Below are 18951 nucleotides of genomic sequence, written 5' to 3'. Positions count from 1 at the left end.
CGACGTCCATCGGTCGTCCCCGATCGGGCCGGCGGACGTCCGGCGACGGACGAGACGGACGGCGACGGCCGAATCAGTCGAAGTCGGAGGAGCTCATCACGGCGAGCAGATCGCCCGAGTGCACCTGCCACTGGTCGAACGGCCTGTCCGAGCCGAAGATCACGATGCCGGCGGTCTGCAGCCCCAGATTGAGCAGGTCGAGACGCTCGGGATCGGAGTCGGACGAGGCGATCCACTGGCTGGCGATCGAGACGGTGGGCTCATGGCCGAGCACCATGAGCACGCGTGTCTTCTCCTTGGCGTGGGAGAGCTCGTCGAACACGGACTGCACGCCGCCCTCGTACAGGCTCTGGTGATAGTCCACCTTGGGCTTGTCCCCGAAGGTCTTGAGCATCTTCCCGCAGGTCTGACGCGCCCTGGCGGCGGCCGAGCAGACGATCATGTCCGGATCGAGCTTCATGTCGGCAAGCCCCTTGGCGACCTTCTTCGCCTGCTTGAGCCCCTTGGACGTCAGCTCACGACCGTAGTCGCCCTCGGCGTGGAAGGGCTCGGCCTTCGCATGACGCATGATGATCAGGATGTGCTTGTAGTCCTTGGCTCGCTTGGCCACCTTGTTTGGATTGGCTCCCATGATGGTCAAGTATAGTCCCGCCCGTATGCCCCCGTCCGGCGCTCCCCCGTCCGGAAGCGCCGGCTCCCGATCACCCGATCAGGATTCGAGCGCGTCGACCATGCGATCCAGATCGCGCAGCACCTTGCGCAGCTTGCGGTCGGAGATGTCGCGCAGTTCGAGGTCCTCGAGCTGCGCCTCGCGCTCCTCGGCGGTCAGCTCGTCCACGTCGGTGACAGTGTCCTTGGTGGCGCGCTCGCGCTTCTTGAGCGCGGTGAAGCCCTCGGCCATCGCGCGCGAGACGACGAGGAAGCCGGTATGACCGATCATCTGATGATCGGGACGCACCGCGAGGCCCTGCGCCTTCCAGCTGCGTTCGAGCGTCTCCTGCACGGCCGGCTCGGTCCACACGCCCGATTCGCGCAGAGCCTCGACCATGCGGCTCATCTGCGTGGTGGTGGTGATGTAGGCGACGAGCACGCCGCCGGGGGCGATCACGCGGTACGCCTGCTCGAGACGGTTCCATGGATCGAGCATGTCCAGCATGATGCGGTCGTAGTGGTGCTCCGGCAGCTCGGCGGCGACCGAGTCGAAGTCGCCGGTCCGCAGGTCCCACCACTCCGGGCGGCGGCCGTAGTAGACCGTCGCGTTGGCCTCGGCCACGCGCGCGAAGTCGGGACGCATCTCGATGGTGGTGAGCCGGCCGCCCTCCCCCACCGCATCGAGCAGATTGAGGCTCATCGCGCCCGATCCGGCGCCGGATTCGAGCACGCGGTGGCCGGTGCGGATGTCGCCCAGCTGGATGACCTGCGCGATGTCCTTGGGGTACATGATCTGCGCGCCGCGGGGCATGGAGAGCACGTAGTCGGCGAGACGCGGACGCATCACCGCGTACTGCCATCCGCCGATCGCGCGCGCCGCCTTCCACGGCTTGGACGCGTCGCGCTCGGGATGCAGCTGGTTGATCTGGGCCTCGCACTTGGCCGTGACCGTGGTGACGACGACGCCCTCGGTCGAACCGATCACGTCGTCGTGCAGGATCAGGCCGTGCTCGGTCTGCGTGGAGCCGCCCGGCACCAGCTGGTCGGTGATCTTCTTGTTCCTGCGGTCGGTGAACTGCACCTTCTCGCCCGCCTGCAAAGGCCCGCGTCGCATCGTTTCTCTCCCATCCCGTGTCCGTACGATGATCGTCCGGCGTCCGGAGGTCCGCCGGAAGCCGGCTTCCCATCCTATCGAAGGCTCGGGAGCGGCGGCGCGGCCTATGTGCGGCCCGGCCGCCAGCCGGTATCGGCCCGCAGCGTACGCAGGGCGGCCGCGTACGAGCCGTCCTCGCGCATGTCCTTGAGCGCCGCCTCGACGTTCTGCGCCAGGGTGTCGGCGCCGGCGGGCAGCGCGACGCCATACCGCGTTCCGCCGTAGGCGACGCCGCTCACCGGTCGCGACAGCCCCGCGCCCTGGGATCGCGCCAGTCCGGCGAGCACGACGTCGTCGCCGGCGATGGCGTCGGCCGTGCCGACCATCAGGTCGGTGACGCACTGCGGGTACGTGTCGCGCTCGCGCGTGTTCGCCTTCGGCTGTTCGGCGAGCAGCGATTCGCCGGAACCGGCGACCACGCACACGTCGCGTCCGGCGAGGGCGGCGACGTCCGTGATCGTCCCGGCGTCGTCGGGACGGACGAGCAGTCCCTGCGAGACGGTCAGATACGGTCCGGCGTAGGCGACGGCGTCCGATCCGTCGTCGGACGTTCCGTCCGTTCCCGCGCCGCCGTCAGCCGACGAATCCGCGTCCGCGTCGTCGGGCATCGGCATGCCGGCGACGACCATGTCGACGGTCCCGTCGTCTAGCAGGTCGAGTCGGTTGGACGGCATCACCTGCTTGAAGACGATCTGCTTGTTCGCGTAGCCGAGCTTCTTGGCCACGTACCGGGCGATCTCCACCTCGAATCCCGCATACGTGCCGTCGTGCCAGCGTGCGAGCCCCGGTTCGTCGGCGGCCACGCCGATCGCGATGGTGGGGCCCTCCGGCTGGATGAACGTCTCCGGGGCGCCGCCGCATCCGGCTGCAGTGGCCGTCAGCGCCGAGACCAGCACCGCGGCGCAGGCGCGGCGCACGGCCGGCGCGACGCGTCCCGCGCTCATCGCCGCACCGCCCGTGCCGCCGTCAGCTCCGTCATCGGGACCGTCACTTGAACATGCGCGAACGGGTGAGGAACCAGGTGACGACCATCGACAGCACGATGGAGATCAGGATGATGGCCGCGAAGCCCCAGGGCTTGTCGCTCAGCGGCATGCCGAGCATGCCCTCCTGGAAGTTCATGCCGTACATCGAGAAGATCAGCGTGGGGATGGACAGCGTGATGGAGATGATCGTGAAGATGCGCATCACGTTGTTCAGGTTGTTGGACACGATCGACGCGAACGCGTCGGTCATGTTCGCGAGGACCCCGCTGTAGATGTTGGCCATCTCGATGGCCTGCTTGTTCTCGGTGATGACGTCGTCGAGCAGGTCCTCGTCGTCCGGGTACTGCTTGATGCGCTGCAGGGTGTTGAGCTTCTCCATCACGATCTCGTTCGATTTGAGGGAGGTGGTGAAGTAGACCAAGGTCTTGGACAGCTCCATGAGCATCACGATCTCGCGGTTCTGCATCGAATGGCGAAGCTTGAGTTCGAGCTTGTCGCTCTCGCGGTCGATGATGCGCAGGTAGCGCAGGTACATCGTGGCGTTGCGGTACAGGATCTGCAGGATGAACCGCGAGTGCATGTACGTGTTGAACCCGCGGATCGTGCCCTCCATGAACGGGTGGAGCACCGGGGTGTCCTGCATGCACACGGTGATGATGAGGTGCTCGGTGACGATGATCGACAACGGGATGGTCTCGTACCAGTCACGTCCGCCGCGCTCCTCGACGGTCGGGATGTCGACGATGACCATCGTGTAGTCGTCCTCGACGTCGACGCGCGACCTCTCCTCGTCATCCAGCGGGGCCCTGAGGTCGGCGAGGTCGACGCCGGTCTCGGAGGCGACGGTGGCGAGCTCGACGTCGGTGGGCTCGCTCAGGCACAGCCAGGAGCCGTTCTCGGGTTTGTCGATGCGTTCCACCTGACCATTCATGGTGCTGAACATCCTCAACATCGTCTTCACCCGCCTTCCGCTGCGCTTATCGTCGTGTCCTCCGGCCGTTCCCGTCCTCGCGCCGGCCCCTGTCGGCGCCACGGGAAAACCTCGACAAGTCTAGTCCCACGTGGGGAGCACCGCCCGCACGGGTCGGCCGTCGGACGCGAATTCACCGTGAATTCACCGCCGCGGCCGCGTCACGGACCACGTCACGGACCGTCACGGCCCACGATGGGGACGATCGCTTCCGGAATGCGGACTCACCAGGTGATCGGCGTCCATTCGGGCATGTGCGGCCCGTGCAGGTCGGCGGGACCGTTCTCCCAATCGCCCTCGGCGGCGATCGCGGGGCCGTGGTTGTGCTCCAGCAGCTCCCACATCGGCGGATCGACGGCCCGCCCGTTGACCGTGTACCGCACCCTGAGCCGGCTCCAGTGGGCGTTGCGCATCGCGCCGAGCGCGTCCATCGCGTCCGGATCGATGCCGAGCAGCTCGCTGATCGTGGCGACGATCCACGATCCGTGGCCGACGATCATCAGCGTCGTGGGCACGTCGTCCGCGTACCGCGGGTCCGCGATGATGTCGAGCAACGCCTTCACGCCTCGCGCGCCGAGCGCCCTGCGGCTTTCGACGCCGTACGCGAGCTCGCCGCCGGTACGGTTCTTCCACGAGTCGTATGCGGCGGCGTCCGACTCCCTGATCTCCTCGCGGGTCATGCCCTCCCACGCGCCGAAGCTGCGCTCGCGCAACCGCGCGTCGGGGATGACATCGAGGCCGAGGAGGTCGGCGAAGGCGTGCGCGGTCTGGAGCGCGCGGAACAGATCGGAGCTTCTGACGACCATCCGTCTGCGGGCGGCGGGCGCCTCGCGGTACTCGTCGATGCTGGTGCGTTCGGCCGCGTCGGGACCGGGCTGCGCGATGTACTCCGGATGCGCGGCGAGACGGGCGACCTTCGCCCAGTAGTAGCGGCCGGCGAGCGCGAGCCCGGACTGGTCGGCCTGCCATTGCCCGACGATGTCGAGCGGCACGTCGATCTGCCCCTGCAGACGCCGGTTCAGGTTGTAGTTCGTGCGCCCGTGCCTGAGCATCACCACTTCGTCGATCATCGTCGATCCCTTCCGTACGGTTCTCGGTTCCGCGTCCAGTCTCCCACATCCGTCGGCCATCACGGCCCGGCACACGCGCCCCGTCTCGTCGGCGATGTCTCCTCGGCCCCGATCGGGGCGGTCGCCCCACGTAGAATGGCATGGTGATGATTTCCGATGAGACGCGCGCGTTCGTCGCCGCGCACCGAGACGAGGACGTGCGCGAGCTGGCGCTGCACGCGGGACGACCCGACGGCGTCGACCTGACGGTCGCGCTGGAGCAGATCGCCGGATGGCAGACGGCCCGCACGAAGCTGCCCGACTGGGCCGCGCACGACGACGTGTGGTACCCGCCGCACCTGTCGATGGAGCAGTGTTCATCCGAGTTCACCGCGCGGTACAAGGCGGATCTGGCACGACGTCTGGTCGGCGGGTCCATGTGTTCCGGTGCACAGGGCACGCCCGGGCACTCGTTTTCGAACGGATGCGTCTGCCCGGATGCGACGGGCACGGGCATGGCCGATACGGATGCGCCCCGCGTGGACGCGGTGGGCGCCCGTCCCTTCCCCGCGACGCTGGTCGATCTGACCGGCGGGTTCGGCGTGGATTTCTCGTACATGGCGCGCGCGTTCGACCGCGCGGTCTACGTGGAGCGACAGCCGCACCTGTGCGCGATCGCGGAGCACAACATGCCCGCGCTGGGACTGCCCCATGCCGAGGTCGTCAACGCGGACGCCGAGGATTTCCTCGACGCGATGCCGGAGGCGACGCTGGTCTTCCTCGATCCGGCGCGACGCGACGCGCACGGCGCGCGCACGTACGCGATCGCCGACTGCACACCGGACGTGCTGGGCATGCTCGACCGTCTCCTCGCCAAGGCCCCGCATGTGATGGTCAAGCTCTCCCCGATGCTCGACTGGCACAAGACCGTCGACGATTTCGCCGGTCACGTCTCCGAGGTGCACATCGTCTCCACCGGCAACGAGTGCAAGGAGCTGCTGCTCGTCGTCGCACGCGACGTGCACGCCGAGCCGCGGGTCACCTGCGTGAACGACGCCCAGCGCTTCGTGTTCGGGGCCCCCGGAACCCCGGGAACGTCCGATTCCGCAGTATCCGACGTTTCAGCCTCCATCCGACCCCGTCAAACGTCCGATACTGCGGGATCGGACGCACTCGGGGCCGTTTCGGGCTCTCAGACATCCGATTCCGCAGTATCGGGCGTTTCCGAAGCCGTTTCCGGCTCCCGGACGTCCGTTCCTATAGGATCGGCCACGGTGGAGGCGGGATGTGACCGGCGCACGGCGCATTCCGCGGGATCCGAGGCACGGCTCCTGCCCGATGCACGGTATCTGTACGAGCCGAACGCCTCGATCATGAAGGCGGGATGCTTCGACGAGCTGTCCGCATGCTTCGGCGTGCGCCGGATCGGGGCGAACAGTCACCTGTTCGTCTCGTCCGAGCCGGTCGCGGATTTCCCCGGTCGTTCGTTCGTCATCGAACGCATCGCCACGATGAACAGGAAGGAACTCAAAACCGCCCTCAACGGGCTCACGCACGCGAACATCGCGACCCGCAACTTCCCGCTTCCCGTCGCCGCCCTGCGCAGAAAACTCAAGCTCAAGGACGGCGGCGACGTCTATCTCTTCGCCACCACCGACGCGCATGGCCGACATCTCGTCATCAGGTGCCGCAAGGCGTAGGACGGGACGGCAACCGGCACGACCGCAACGGCTCGAATCATCTCGAATCCGTCGGGTCGACCTCGACGGCGGTCGAATACGACGAGGGCGGCCCTCCGCTGGGGAGGACCGCCCTCGCATCGCGGCTTCACCGGGCCGGAGGATCCGTTCCCTATCGGCAGGTCGCCGACGGAACCGATCCGGACGGACTCGGAAGCCTCAAAAAATCAGTCCTTGACGATGGTCTTGCCGGCGGTGGGGCCGGAGGCGAGGTTCTGGATCTCGGTGATCTCGAGGACCGGGATCACGGCCGGCTTCTTGGTGCCCTTCTCCTCGGCGACCTTGACCTGCTCCTCGTAGATCGCGTCGTCGGTGTGCAGGGTGACGTTGCCGCGGAAGCGGTAGCCCTTCTTCTCGGCGAGGTTCGCGAAGGCGATGACCAGCGGGGAGCCGTCCTTGAGGTTCTCGTAGGCCTGGCCGGCGGTGCGCTCGTGGTAGGCGATGTGGTTGTCGTCCAGCACGAACAGCGACATCTTCGGACCGAGGTCGAGCTGACCGTCCTTGGAGACGGTGGAGACCCAACCCAGGTTGTTCTCGATGAAGGTCTTCATCTCATCGGTGAGCGTTGCCATAGTGACATCCTTTCGACATGACGTAGGTATCCTTGCACCACCTTACCCAATCGGCCCTCGATCCGCCGCATGACATGGCGAAACTGCGCTGTGAGCATGCTCACCTTCAGGCGGTCCGACAAGGAGCCATCCCATGCACCACGCGCATCCGTCCCGAGCATGTCGCGGCCCGCGCGGCCGTATCGTATGTATGTCGTCATGGAAGCGGAAGGAAACGAGGTTGTCGCCATGGGTCTGGCAGAACGAATCGGCGCGTTGCGCAGTCGCTGGTCGCGCTCCTTCCCGCCGAACCTCGCGCGTCTGATGCTGCTCTCCTGCGCCGCGCTGTGGGGCGGCAGCTATCTGCTCGCCAAATTCGCGATGGAGGCCATCCCGCCGCAGTGGTTGATGGGACTGCGCATGGTGGGCGCGTGCCTGTGCATGCTGGCCCTGTTCCACCGGCACATCGTACCGTTCCTCAGACCGTCGATCATCGTTCCGGCGCTCGTGGTGGGATTGACCTACTGGGGCACGATGGTCACGCAGACCATCGGCCTGCAGACCATCGAGCCGGGCCGAAGCGCGTTCCTGACGGCCGCGTACTGCGTGCTCACGCCGTTCGCCACGTGGATCGTGTCCAAGGTGCGGCCGAAGGCGGTCAATCTGGTCGCCGGCGCGATCTGTCTGGTCGGTGTCGGCTTCGTCTCGCTCAAGGACGGGGCGTCATTGTCCCTGTCGGTCGGCGACTGGCTGACGATCGCGACCGCGGTCGTCTTCTCGTTCAATCTGACGTGTCTCGGCGTATACACCAAGCGCTTCGACCCGATCGCCGTGACGTTCGTGCAGTTCGCCGTGGCCGGCGTCCTGTTTTTGGTCGGGGCGGTGTTCACCGAGCCCATGCCGAACTCCGGATGGCTGGCGCCGTCGGTGGTGGCGAGCGTGCTGTACCTGTTCCTCGGCGCCACGATGGCGGCGCAGATCATGCAGAACATCGGTCTGGCGCACGTGCCGCCCTCGCAGGCGTCGATCATCATGTGCACGGAGAGTCTGTTCGCGGTCTCGTTCTCGGCCCTGTTCTGGGGCGAGCGCATCACGTGGAGCTCGTTGGTCGGCTTCGCGCTGATCTTCGCGGCCGTGCTGCTGTCCGTCATCAAGCCGACGAGGCATTCGCTGCACCGCAACTGATGCCTTGCCGTCCGGGACTTCCCGGCCGCGGAGGAGCCGGTTCGACTACGTCGTCGAGAGGTCGGAGCGGGCCGGAGCGGACGGGAGCCGGCGCTCCTCCGACCCCGTCCGCTCCGTAGTGTCGGCCGATATGTGGAGATTTACACACATCCATGAAAGTATTCGGCATATTTCATGAATGTCCCGGGCGTTCCCTCATCCGACCGGCTATTTTCTACTCTGATGAAGTTTATTAAAGGTCTTTCCATTTCCCAGATCGTGGCGGGTTCGCTCGCCGCGGTCACCTCGTTCCTGTTATCGGCGAAAATCGGCGTCGGCGGCTCGGTGATCGGCGCCGCCGCCAGTTACATCATCTCCACGGTGGCTTCCAACGTCTACAAGAACGTGCTCGAGGCCTCCGGCGAGAAGCTGCAGGCCATCGCCCCGGGCGGCTCGTCGGATGACGAGAAGACGGCCGACGGCGCGACCGACGAAGGCGGAGCCGACGCCTCGGTCGCCGCGAAGACCGCCGATTCCGGCGACGGCGCGTCGCAGTCCGATTCCTCCGATGCCCTCGACGCCGACGCGACGACCATCATCGCCGCTGCCGCCGGCGCCGCGCGCGCCCCGCGTTCGGTCAGCTCGAACGCCCCGACCGCCGACAAGCGCGGTCTGCCGGCCACGAACACCAGCACCTACACGGTCGACGAGATCCGCCGCAAGCGTACCCGCCGCATCGATCCGAAGCGCATGGCGATCATCGTGTCCGTCGTCTCCGGTCTGATCGGCGTGGCCTTCGCAGCCGGTCTGGTGCTGCTGTTCACCAACGGCAACGGCACCGACACGGTCGTGCGCGACGTGGTCCGTCCGACCACCACCACGCAGACGACCACGACGAACGACAACGACACGACCGACGATTCGTCCAACGACACCACGCCGACCGCGCCGGACAAGCCCGGCGACATGAAGGGCCACGACGGCACCGGTTCGACCTCGGAAGACGCCGATTCGAACGAGTCGGGCGGCACTACCGATTCCAATGATTCGAGCGATTCGTCCACGTCCGGTTCCACCGGCAGCTCCTCCGGCGAATCCAGCGGCTCCACCTCCGGCTCCTCGAGCGGCTCGAACTCAAGCTCGAGCGAATCCAGCGGCTCCACCGGCTCGGGCTCCACGTCCGGCTCCACCGGCAGCTCCTCGAGCGAGTCCAGCGGCTCCACCGGCTCGGGCTCCACGAGCGGCTCCACCGGCACCGGCTCCTCCGGCTCGACGGGTTCCTCCGGATCCACGTCGGGTTCCACGAGCGGCTCCACCGGCTCCTCCTCGGGCTCCACGAGCGGCTCCACCGGCACCACCAACTGATTGCCGGTATCCCGCCGATACGATGATGGCTCCAGGCAATGCGCCTGGAGCCATTTTCGTATGGGTTGAGAGCGTACCGACGATCCGGAACGATACGGAGGACGGAGTGGGACCCGAACGCCGTTGGAGCCTGGGACGGGTCCGAACCGGCACGGCATACGAAAAGGGGCTTGGGATTGCTCCCAAGCCCCTTCCGCTAGAACTCTAACGAGATGGAGTCAGCTCACTCGTTGTCGCCGGCGGTCGCGGCGGTGGCGGTGACGGCACCCTTCTCGGAGGTGTTCAGGCCGGAGTACACCCAGTCGGTGTAATCCGGGTGATCGTAGCCGTTGTCGACCGCGAACTGGAAGGCTTCCTGACGGAAGGCCTCGAGCTCGTTGATCTTGTCGGCGTACTTGTCGGCGTCGATCATGCGCAGGGCCTCGGCGGTCAGCTCGTAACGATCGATCTCGTTCACGCGAACCATGTCGTACGGGGTGGTGGTGGAGCCCTCCTCCTCGTAGCCGTGGACGTTGAAGTTGTCGTGGTTCGGGCGATCGTAGATCAGGCCGCGCACGTCGTGAGCGTAGGAGTGGTACGCGAACAGCACCGGCTTGTCGGCGGTGAAGATGTCGGCGAACTCCTCGTCGGTCAGGGCCTCGTCGTTCTCCTTGGCGGACTGCAGAGCGAGCAGGTCAACCACGTTGACGACCTTGAACTTGATGCCCATGGCCTTCAGCTTGTCGGAGGCGGCCATGATCTCCTGGGTCGGGACATCGCCGGCGGCGGCAAGGACGATCTCGGCCTCATCGTTGGACTTCGCGGTGGAGGCCCAATCCCAAGCGGCGGCACCCTTCTCGAGCTCGGCGCGAGCCTCGTCGAGGGACAGCCAGGTGGCGGCCGGCTGCTTGCCGGCGATGATGGCGTTGATCTTGTTGGTGGACTTGTAGCACTTCTCGGCGATAGCCAGCAGCATGTTCGCATCGGTGGCGAAGTAGATGCCGATGACGTGATCGTTGTGGAAGCACTTGTTCAGCAGCAGGGAGGTGACACCCGGATCCTGGTGCGAGAAGCCGTTGTGGTCCTGACGCCAGACGTGGGAGGAGACCAGCAGGTTCATGGACGCGATCGGCTTACGCCACGGGATCTCACGAACGGTGGCCTCGAGCCACTTGGCGTGCTGGTTGAGCATGGAGTCGATCACGTGGACGAAGGACTCGTAGGAGCTCCAGATGCCGTGACGGCCGGTCAGCAGGTAGCCCTCGAGGAAGCCTTCCATCTGGTGCTCGGACAGCTGCTCGACGACCTGGCCGGAGACGTGCATGTGCTCGTCGACCTCGTCGGAGATGTAGCCGGCATCCCACTGCTTGTTGGTGACCTCGTAGGAGGCCTGCAGACGGTTGGAGGCGGTCTCATCCGGTCCGAAGATGCGGAAGTCGTGCGGGTTGTTCTTGATGATGTCGCGGGTGTAGACGCCCAGACGACGGGTGGCCTCGAGCTGGCCCCAGCCGTGGCCGTACTTCTCGACTTCCTTGACGGCGTAGTCCTCGATGTTCGGCAGCTTCAGATCGTCGCGGATCACACCACCGTTGGCGTTCGGGTTGGCACCGATGCGCAGCTCGCCCTTCGGCATGAAGGCGAGGACGTCCTCCTTGACGGCGCCGTTCTCGTCGAACAGCTCCTCCGGCTTGTAGGACTCGAGCCAGTTCTTGAGGACCTCGAAGTGGGCCTCGGTGTCGCGGGCGGAAGCCAGCGGCACCTGGTGGGAACGCCAGGAGCCCTCGGTCTTCTTGCCGTCGATGTACTTCGGGCAGGTCCAGCCCTTCGGGGTGCGGAAGATCAGCATCGGGTAGAACGGACGGTGGACGTTGTCCGTCTGAGCGGTGGCCTTGATGTCGCAGATCTCGTCCCAGATGGACTCCCACAGATCGGCGAAGCGGCGGTGGATGGACATGTGGTCCTCATCGTCGAAGCCGGCGACGAACTCGTACGGCTCGTAGCCCATGCCGTGGAAGAACTCGTGGAGCTCCTCGTCGGAGATGCGGGACAGGATGGTCGGGTTGGCGATCTTGTAGCCGTTGAGGTGCAGGATCGGCAGCACGATGCCGTCGGTGCGCGGGTTCACGAGCTTGTTGGACTGCCAGCCGGTGGCCAGCGGGCCGGTCTCGGCCTCACCATCGCCGACGATGGCCGGGACGAACAGGGACGGGTTGTCCATGATCGCGCCGTAGGCGTGGGACAGGGCGTAACCCAGCTCGCCACCCTCGTGGATGGAGCCCGGGGTCTCCGGAGCGAAGTGGGACGGAATGCCGCCCGGGTAGGAGAACTGGCGGAAGAACTTCTGAAGACCGGCCTCATCCTTGGTGATCTTCGGGAAGGTCTCGGTGTAGGTGCCGTCCAGGTAGGACTGCGAGGTGCCGGCCGGGCCGCCGTGGCCCGGGCCCATGATGATCACGGTGTTCTGGCCGTGGTCAGCGATGAAGCGGTTGATGTGGCCGATCAGGAAGTTCAGGCCCGGGGTGGTGCCCCAGTGGCCGACCAGACGGTGCTTGACGTCCTCGCGGGTGAAGGGCTCCTTCATCAGCGGGTTGCTACGCAGGTAGATCTGGCCGATGGAGAGGTAGTTGGCAACGCGCCAGTACTTGTCAACGCCTTCGAGGGCCTCCTCGGAAACCGGAGCGTTCAGCTTCTTCCAGGGGGTGCCAATAACAGGACTCGTCATGTGTACTCCTGTACTCCTGCGCACGACGGGGGTCGCGCGCGATTGATTATTTCTGTTTCGGTCGCGAGACCTCCATAACCTTGCGGTTACAGGGTTTCCCGCTTCCAATCACCAGTCATGGTACGTGGACAACGCGACTTTTGAACGATTTCTTGCGGGTATGTTCGGAAATGTGCCGAAAATTGCTGGTTTTGTGTGAATTAGCCGGCCGATTGTGCGCATGAAATTTCCACAAACCGACGATGAAAACGTTGGAATTTCGCCGCAATCCGCCATTTTCCAACGAAGCGGCACGTTCGTTTCTTTATGTTCACTGCCGGCGTGTTGGCGAGACACCCCCCTTCGTTTTGTTCGTTTTCCGAACATGAATTGCGCTCGTTTCCCTTGTCTGGCTCGACGGGGATAATCGACGGAACAGTCATCAAGTTACATCCCGATAAACGTTAGGGGAATTTCCATGGCAACAGGTCCTGTGCTCGTCGTCGATTTCGGCGCCCAGTACGCCCAGCTCATCGCCCGCCGCGTGCGTGAGGCCAATGTATATTCCGAGCTCGTGCCCCACTCGATGCCGGTGGACGAGATCCTGGCGAAGGATCCGAAGGCGATCATCCTCTCCGGAGGCCCGGCCTCCGTCTTCGAGCCCGGCGCCCCGCGCGTCGACAGGAAGCTGTTCGAGGCGGGCGTGCCCGTGCTCGGCATCTGCTACGGCTTCCAGGCGATGGCCTACGCCCTCGGCGCCGACGTCGACAAGGCCGCCCTCGGCGAATACGGCAAGACCGAGACCGTCATCGACAGGGCCGAGGGCATCCTCGCCGGCTCCCCGGCCGAGCAGAGCACCTGGATGAGCCACGGCGTGGCCGTCAAGACCGCCCCCGAGGGCTTCGAGGTGCTCGCCCACACCGAGGGCGCCCCCGTCGCCGCGATGGCGGACGAGTCCCGCAAGCTCTACGGCGTGCAGTGGCACCCCGAGGTCAAGCACACCCCGCGCGGCCAGGAGCTCATCGAGACCTTCCTGCACCAGTGCGCCGGTCTGCCCGACGACTGGGACGCCTCCAGCATCATCGAGGATCAGGTCGCCAGGATCCGCGAGCAGGTCGGCGACGCCGAGGTCATCTGCGGCCTGTCCGGCGGCGTGGACTCCGCCGTCGCCGCGGCCCTCGTGCACAAGGCCATCGGCGACCAGCTCACCTGCGTGTTCGTCGACCACGGCCTGCTGCGCAAGGGCGAGGTCGAGCAGGTCAAGCACGACTTCGTCGAGGCCACCGGCATCCGCCTGATCACCGTCGACGCCGCCGACGACTTCCTCGACGCCCTCAAGGGCGTCTCCGAGCCGGAGCGCAAGCGCAAGATCATCGGCGAGAAGTTCATCCGCACCTTCGAGAAGGCCCAGCGTCAGGTCCTCGAGGAGGCGGGCGCCCGCGGCAAGGAGGTCAAGTTCCTCGTGCAGGGCACCCTCTACCCCGACGTCGTCGAGTCCGGCGGCGGCGACGGCGCGGCCAACATCAAGAGCCACCACAACGTCGGCGGTCTGCCCAAGGACATCAAGTTCCAGCTCATCGAGCCGCTGCGCACCCTGTTCAAGGACGAGGTGCGCGCCATCGGCACCGAGCTCGGCCTGCCCGACGAGATCGTCTGGCGCCAGCCGTTCCCGGGCCCGGGCCTCGGCATCCGCATCGTCGGCGAGATCACCCGCGAGCGCCTCGACGTGCTGCGCGAGGCCGACGCCATCGCCCGCGAGGAGCTCTCCAAGGCCGGCCTCGACCGCGAGATCTGGCAGTGCCCCGTCGTGCTGCTGGCCGACGTCCACTCCGTCGGCGTCCAGGGCGACGAGCGCACCTACGGCTCGCCGATCGTCCTGCGCCCCGTCTCCTCCGAGGACGCCATGACCGCCGACTGGTCCCGTCTGCCCTACGACGTGCTCGCCACGATCTCCACGCGCATCACCAACGAGTGCCGCCAGATCAACCGAGTCGTGCTGGACTGCACCTCGAAGCCCCCGGCAACCATCGAATGGGAATAATCGGCTGATGGAGCGTATGCCGCCTTTCCTCGGCGCTCGACGTACCTTCGTACGCCTTCGGCCTCGGACGGCGGCCTCCGCACGCATCATCCGATTATTCGGCGTCTGATTCGAACGATGAAGGGGCATCCCATATCCGCATGGGATGCCCCTTCATCGTTCCCGTATCCGCTCGTCGAGGGGATCCGTCCGCGAACGCGGGCCGAGGGGAGCCAGCCGTCCCACCGCTTCCGGCCATCCGCGACGTCCCACGGTCGGCGTTGGCCATTACACTGGATGACGCAAGCGAAAACTTCAAATGACGTTTGGGAGATACGGTGAGCGCAATCCTCGAAGGGAAGCCCGACAAGAACCTGATACTCGTTACGGGAAGGGTTCATCCGAAACTCGCGCAGGACGTCGCCGAACAGCTCGGCATCGACCTGCTGGAAACCACCGCCTATGACTTCGCCAACGGCGAGATGTACGTGCGCTACACCGAATCGGTGCGTGGTGCCGACGTGTTCGTGCTCCAGAGCCATTACAAGCCGATCAACAAGGCCATCATGGAGCAGCTCATCATGATCGACGCGCTCAAGCGCGCATCCGCCCGCTCCATCACCGCCGTGTGCCCGATGCTGGGATACTCCCGTCAGGACAAGAAGCACCGCGGCCGCGAGCCCATCTCCTGCCGTCTGGTCTTCGATCTGCTCAAGACCGCCGGCGCCGACCGCATCATGTCCGTGGACCTGCACGCCGCGCAGTCCCAAGGCTTCTTCGACGGTCCGGTCGATCATCTCATCGCCATGCCGGTGCTCGTCGACTACATCCGAGACCGTTTCGAGGGCCAGCTCGACAACGTCGCCGTCGTCTCCCCCGACGCCGGCCGCATCCGCGTGGCCGAGCAGTGGGCGCAGCGCCTCGGCGGCGGCCCACTCGCCTTCGTCCACAAGACCCGCGACATCACCCGTCCGAACCAGGCGGTCGCCAACCGCGTCGTCGGCGACGTCAAGGGCAAGGACTGCGTGCTCGTCGACGACCTCATCGACACCGCCGGCACCATCGCCGGCGCGTGCAACGTCCTGAAGGAGGCGGGTGCCAAGTCCGTCACCGTCGTCGCCACGCACGGCGTGCTCTCCGGCCCCGCCGTCGAGCGCCTGAAGGAGTGCGGCGCACGCGAGGTCGTCCTGACCGACACCGTGCCGATTCCCGAGGAGAAGCGCTGGGACGGTCTGACCGTCCTGTCGATCGCGCCGCTGCTGGCGAGCGCCATCCGCGCCGTGTTCGAGGACGGTTCCGTGGCCGAGCTGTTCGACACGTACCCCGAACACCACGGTCAGGGTTTCCTCTTCGCCTGACCTTATGGTATAAATGAACACTTGGCGGACATCGCTCCGCCGCTCCCCCATGGTGTAATGGCAGCACACGGGCCTTTGGAACCCTTTGTCTTGGTTCGAATCCAGGTGGGGGAACATCCCTTAGACGGCCGACCGGTACTCATCCGGTCGGCCGTCTATTGTTAGGTGCTTGGACAAGCACATCATCATCCAGCCAGTGAAGGGAAACGACACGCTCATGGCATCCTCGGCATTGACCGCCGCAATCATCCTCGCCGCGGGAGAAGGCACCCGCATGCGTTCCAAGAAGCCGAAGGTGCTGCACACCTTCGCCGGCAAGACCTTCCTCAACCGCGTGATGGACTCCGTCAGGGCCCTCGACCCCGCCACCCTGGCCGTGGTGGTCCACTTCCAGGCCGAGCGCGTGGCCGCCGCCGCCCGCTCCTACGACGAGTCGGTCACCATCGTCAATCAGGACGACATCCCCGGCACCGGCCGCGCCGTGCAGTGCGCGATGGCTCAGCTGACCGCCGACGGCCCGATCTCGGGCCCCGTGCTCATCGCCGCGTCCGACATGCCGCTGCTCGACGCCGACACGCTCGAGAGGCTCGTCGCCTTCCACACCGAGTCCGGCAACGGCGCCACGGTCCTGACGACCGTGCTCGACGACCCGACCGGCTACGGCCGCATCATCCGCGACCGCGACGGCAACGTGCTGCGCATCGTCGAGCAGAAGGACGCCAACCGCAGCGAGCTGGCCGTGCAGGAGGTGAACACGTCCGTGTACGTGTTCGACGCCGAGCTGCTCACCCGCGCCATCGCCGATCTCAAGTCCAACAACGCGCAGGGCGAGTTCTACCTGACCGACGCGCTCGAGACCGCACGCTCGGCCGGCACCGTCGGCGCGTTCACCGCGCCGGATCCCCTGAGCGTCGAGGGCGTGAACGACCGCGTGCAGCTCGCCGCGCTCGCCAAGGCGCACAACCGCCGCATCTGCGAGGCGTGGATGCGCGGCGGCGTCACGATCCTCGATCCGGAGACCACGTGGATCGAGGACGACGTCGAGATCGGCCGCGACGCCGTGATCCTGCCCGGCTGTTTCCTGCAGGGCCACACCGTCATCGGCGAGGAGGCCGTCGTCGGCCCGTACACGACGCTGATCGACGCGACCATCGACGCCGAGGCGACGGTCGAGCGCTCCCGCGTGCAGGAGTCCCACATCGGCCGCGCCGCCAACATCGGCCCGTGGACCTATCTGCGCCCCGGCAACGAGCTGGGCGAGGAGTCGAAGGCCGGCGCGTTCGTCGAGATGAAGAAGGCGCACATCGGCAACGGCACCAAGGTGCCGCACCTGAGCTACATGGGCGACGCCACGCTCGGCGACCACACGAACATCGGCGGCGGCACCATCACCGCCAACTACGACGGCGTGCACAAGAACAAGACGCGCATCGGCGCCGGCTGCCACGTCGGCGCGGGCAACCTGTTCGTCGCGCCCGTCGAGGTCGGCGACAACGTGACCACCGGCGCCGGAAGCGTGATCCGCCACGCCGTGCCCGACGACACGATGGTGTACTCCGAGAACACGCAGCACAACGTCGAAGGCTGGAAGCCCGCCTGGGAGCGCTGAGCCGTCCCGCCCCGCCCTCCGCTGGCGTGCCGCCGCGCGAACCGCAAGGCGGCACGCCCGGTTCCGTCACGGCCCGGCCGTGAGACACCACAGACACAACCACAACGCATACACGCATAGAGGAGATCCATGCCCGCACTGCAGTCATCCATCGACGACATCCGCATCGCCGCCCAGGCGGCCGACCGCGTCAAGGCCACCGACATCGTGGCCTTCGACGTCACCGTCCCGCTCGGCATCACCGACATCATGATGATCGCCGGCGCGTCCAACGAGCGCCAGGTGCTCGCCGTGGCCGAGGAGATCGAGAAGGACCTCTACCTCAAGTGCGGCGGACGCCAGCCGCGCGAGCGCGAGGGCCTGACCGAGGGCCAGTGGGTGCTGCTCGACTACGGCGACTACGTGATCCACGTCATGCACGAGGAGTCGCGCGAGTTCTACGGCCTCGAGCGTCTGTGGCGCGACTGCCCGCAGATCGATCTGGAGCTCGAGCACCCGGAAAGCGCCTCGGAAAGCGCGCAGCGATGACCCGGCACGTTCGCTCCGTCTTCCTCGTGCGCCACGGGCGCACCTCCTACAACGCGGCCCACAAGCTGCAGGGACAGGTCGACATCCCGCTCGACGCCGTCGGCGAATGGCAGGTGCGCCAGACCGCCGCATGGCTCAAGTCCACGTACGTCGACCAGCGTCCGGAGGTCACGGGCCGTCTGATCGTCAGCTCGGACCTCTCCCGCGCCCACGCCACCGCGCAGGCGTTCGCCGACGTGCTCGGCGGCGCCGCGGCGGGTGTCGAGGTGCATGACGATCCGCGCGTGCGCGAACGCAGCTTCGGCGACTGGGACGGCCACGCGGTCGGCGAGCTGGCCGAACGCTACCCGGAGGACTTCCGCTCGTGGATGCACCACACCGGAGGCGAGCTCAAGTACGGAGCCGAACCCAAGGAGCACGTGGGCGCACGCGGCGTCGAGGCGATCGAGGACTGGTCGACGCGTGCCGGCGACGACACCGACCTGTTCATGTTCTCGCACGGCGCGTGGATCGCCCAGACGCTGCAGACGCTGCTGGGCCTGAGCAAGGTCGACCCCACGTTCGCGACCATCTCCTCGATGCGCAACGCCCATTGGGTGCGTCTGGTGCCGATGGACATGCCCGACGGATCGGTCAGATGGCGTCTCGCGGACTACAACCACGGTCCTGCCGCGGCCGACACCCCCGAATGGGAGCGCGAGCGCTAAAGACGCGACCCCACGGTCCGAGAACGGCAGTCGATAACTGAAAAACGTTGGAATTCCGGGCGTAAGTGCGGATTCATGGCATGTGGTTCACACGCAGGACACGTGCGCGACACGCCGTATTTGCCATAATCCGCACGCCGTCGTAATGTATACGAGGCTCAACGAGCAAGGCAAAAACCGAATACGGGGCTATGGCGCAGCTGGTAGCGCATCTCCATGGCATGGAGAGGGTCAGGGGTTCGAATCCCCTTAGCTCCACGAAACAAGCCGCAGGGCTTGTTCACCACATAACTCAATACGGGGCTATGGCGCAGCTGGTAGCGCATCTCCATGGCATGGAGAGGGTCAGGGGTTCGAATCCCCTTAGCTCCACGAAACAAGCCGCAGGGCTTGTTCACCACATAACTCAATACGGGGCTAT

The 18951-nt window shown here is 66.1% G+C and carries 15 protein-coding genes and 3 tRNA genes; 11 read left to right on the top strand and 7 right to left on the bottom strand.

What is annotated here, in order from left to right; all coding sequences use genetic code 11:
• Positions 1-73: 73 nt before the first annotated feature.
• The 5 genes from JS528_RS08385 to JS528_RS08365 all read right to left on the bottom strand — a co-directional run bounded on the left by JS528_RS08385 (position 74) and on the right by JS528_RS08365 (position 4830).
• On the bottom strand, positions 74-631 hold the full coding sequence (locus JS528_RS08385; protein WP_214358616.1) for a SixA phosphatase family protein: 558 nt from the start codon (positions 629-631) through the stop codon (positions 74-76).
• Between the two features lie 78 nt (positions 632-709).
• On the bottom strand, positions 710-1765 hold the full coding sequence (locus JS528_RS08380) for a tRNA (adenine-N1)-methyltransferase (protein ID WP_214358615.1): 1056 nt from the start codon (positions 1763-1765) through the stop codon (positions 710-712).
• Positions 1766-1869: 104 nt separating this feature from the next.
• Positions 1870-2748 (bottom strand): transporter substrate-binding domain-containing protein, encoded by an 879-nt coding sequence (locus JS528_RS08375; protein ID WP_214358614.1) that lies wholly within the window; start codon positions 2746-2748, stop codon positions 1870-1872.
• 43 nt (positions 2749-2791) lie between these two features.
• The gene (locus JS528_RS08370; RefSeq protein WP_214358613.1) at positions 2792-3742 is read right to left on the bottom strand and encodes a magnesium transporter CorA family protein; all 951 of its coding nucleotides are present in this window, start codon (positions 3740-3742) and stop codon (positions 2792-2794) included.
• 242 nt (positions 3743-3984) lie between these two features.
• Positions 3985-4830 (bottom strand): histidine phosphatase family protein, encoded by an 846-nt coding sequence (locus JS528_RS08365; protein ID WP_214358612.1) that lies wholly within the window; start codon positions 4828-4830, stop codon positions 3985-3987.
• A 143-nt stretch (positions 4831-4973) separates the two neighbouring features.
• Here JS528_RS08365 and JS528_RS08360 point away from each other — a divergent pair, with 143 nt between their 5' ends.
• Positions 4974-6509, top strand: a complete 1536-nt coding sequence (locus JS528_RS08360; protein ID WP_420838209.1) for a THUMP-like domain-containing protein — start codon at positions 4974-4976, stop codon at positions 6507-6509.
• Positions 6510-6715: 206 nt separating this feature from the next.
• On the opposite strand, the gene JS528_RS08355 is transcribed toward JS528_RS08360, so the two are convergent.
• Positions 6716-7120 (bottom strand): pyridoxamine 5'-phosphate oxidase family protein, encoded by a 405-nt coding sequence (locus JS528_RS08355; protein WP_214358610.1) that lies wholly within the window; start codon positions 7118-7120, stop codon positions 6716-6718.
• A 228-nt stretch (positions 7121-7348) separates the two neighbouring features.
• Here JS528_RS08355 and JS528_RS08350 point away from each other — a divergent pair, with 228 nt between their 5' ends.
• Together JS528_RS08350 and JS528_RS08345 are read left to right on the top strand one after the other, a co-directional pair.
• Entirely contained in the window at positions 7349-8284 is a 936-nt protein-coding gene (locus JS528_RS08350; protein WP_214358609.1) for a DMT family transporter, read from the top strand.
• Between the two features lie 222 nt (positions 8285-8506).
• Entirely contained in the window at positions 8507-9628 is a 1122-nt protein-coding gene (locus JS528_RS08345; protein WP_240541417.1) for a hypothetical protein, read from the top strand.
• A gap of 223 nt (positions 9629-9851) precedes the next feature.
• Here the strand turns inward: JS528_RS08345 and JS528_RS08340 are convergent, their stop codons facing one another.
• Positions 9852-12329 carry a phosphoketolase gene (locus JS528_RS08340; RefSeq protein WP_214358608.1) on the bottom strand — a complete coding sequence of 826 codons (2478 nt, stop codon included), beginning with the start codon at positions 12327-12329 and terminating at the stop codon, positions 9852-9854.
• Between the two features lie 457 nt (positions 12330-12786).
• On the opposite strand from JS528_RS08340, the gene guaA reads away from it, so the two are divergent.
• From guaA to JS528_RS08300, 8 genes are all read left to right on the top strand, one after another.
• A complete protein-coding gene (gene guaA / locus JS528_RS08335; RefSeq protein ID WP_214358607.1) occupies positions 12787-14349 on the top strand; it encodes a glutamine-hydrolyzing GMP synthase in 1563 nt (520 codons plus the stop codon).
• Positions 14350-14666: 317 nt separating this feature from the next.
• Positions 14667-15686, top strand: coding sequence for a ribose-phosphate diphosphokinase (locus tag JS528_RS08330; RefSeq protein WP_214358606.1), 1020 nt, complete (start codon positions 14667-14669; stop codon positions 15684-15686).
• Between the two features lie 43 nt (positions 15687-15729).
• A tRNA-Gln gene (locus JS528_RS08325) sits at positions 15730-15800 on the top strand.
• A gap of 103 nt (positions 15801-15903) precedes the next feature.
• A complete protein-coding gene (glmU, locus tag JS528_RS08320) occupies positions 15904-17295 on the top strand; it encodes a bifunctional UDP-N-acetylglucosamine diphosphorylase/glucosamine-1-phosphate N-acetyltransferase GlmU (RefSeq protein WP_214358689.1) in 1392 nt (463 codons plus the stop codon).
• Positions 17296-17424: 129 nt separating this feature from the next.
• Positions 17425-17823 (top strand): ribosome silencing factor, encoded by a 399-nt coding sequence (gene rsfS, locus JS528_RS08315; protein WP_214358605.1) that lies wholly within the window; start codon positions 17425-17427, stop codon positions 17821-17823.
• A complete protein-coding gene (locus tag JS528_RS08310) occupies positions 17820-18530 on the top strand; it encodes a histidine phosphatase family protein (RefSeq protein WP_214358604.1) in 711 nt (236 codons plus the stop codon). Before rsfS ends, JS528_RS08310 begins: the two co-directional genes overlap by 4 nt.
• Positions 18531-18715: 185 nt before the next feature.
• Positions 18716-18788, top strand: a tRNA-Ala gene (locus JS528_RS08305).
• Positions 18789-18829: 41 nt separating this feature from the next.
• A tRNA-Ala gene (locus tag JS528_RS08300) sits at positions 18830-18902 on the top strand.
• Positions 18903-18951: the final 49 nt, after the last annotated feature.

The sequence above is a fragment of the Bifidobacterium santillanense genome (genome assembly GCF_018555385.1).
Taxonomy (GTDB): domain Bacteria; phylum Actinomycetota; class Actinomycetes; order Actinomycetales; family Bifidobacteriaceae; genus Bifidobacterium; species Bifidobacterium santillanense.
Note: the sequence above shows the minus strand (reverse complement) of the source record. Positions and strands in the feature narration are given on the sequence as shown.

Coding starts and splice junctions, on each gene's coding strand:
- JS528_RS08385 (WP_214358616.1), bottom strand. CDS start 631: ATGGGAGCCAATCCAAACAAGGTGGCCAAGCGAGCCAAGGACTACAAG.
- JS528_RS08380 (WP_214358615.1), bottom strand. CDS start 1,765: ATGCGACGCGGGCCTTTGCAGGCGGGCGAGAAGGTGCAGTTCACCGAC.
- JS528_RS08375 (WP_214358614.1), bottom strand. CDS start 2,748: ATGAGCGCGGGACGCGTCGCGCCGGCCGTGCGCCGCGCCTGCGCCGCG.
- JS528_RS08370 (WP_214358613.1), bottom strand. CDS start 3,742: ATGTTGAGGATGTTCAGCACCATGAATGGTCAGGTGGAACGCATCGAC.
- JS528_RS08365 (WP_214358612.1), bottom strand. CDS start 4,830: ATGATCGACGAAGTGGTGATGCTCAGGCACGGGCGCACGAACTACAAC.
- JS528_RS08355 (WP_214358610.1), bottom strand. CDS start 7,120: ATGGCAACGCTCACCGATGAGATGAAGACCTTCATCGAGAACAACCTG.
- JS528_RS08350 (WP_214358609.1), top strand. CDS start 7,349: ATGGGTCTGGCAGAACGAATCGGCGCGTTGCGCAGTCGCTGGTCGCGC.
- JS528_RS08345 (WP_240541417.1), top strand. CDS start 8,507: ATGAAGTTTATTAAAGGTCTTTCCATTTCCCAGATCGTGGCGGGTTCG.
- JS528_RS08340 (WP_214358608.1), bottom strand. CDS start 12,329: ATGACGAGTCCTGTTATTGGCACCCCCTGGAAGAAGCTGAACGCTCCG.
- guaA (WP_214358607.1), top strand. CDS start 12,787: ATGGCAACAGGTCCTGTGCTCGTCGTCGATTTCGGCGCCCAGTACGCC.
- glmU (WP_214358689.1), top strand. CDS start 15,904: ATGGCATCCTCGGCATTGACCGCCGCAATCATCCTCGCCGCGGGAGAA.
- rsfS (WP_214358605.1), top strand. CDS start 17,425: ATGCCCGCACTGCAGTCATCCATCGACGACATCCGCATCGCCGCCCAG.
- JS528_RS08310 (WP_214358604.1), top strand. CDS start 17,820: ATGACCCGGCACGTTCGCTCCGTCTTCCTCGTGCGCCACGGGCGCACC.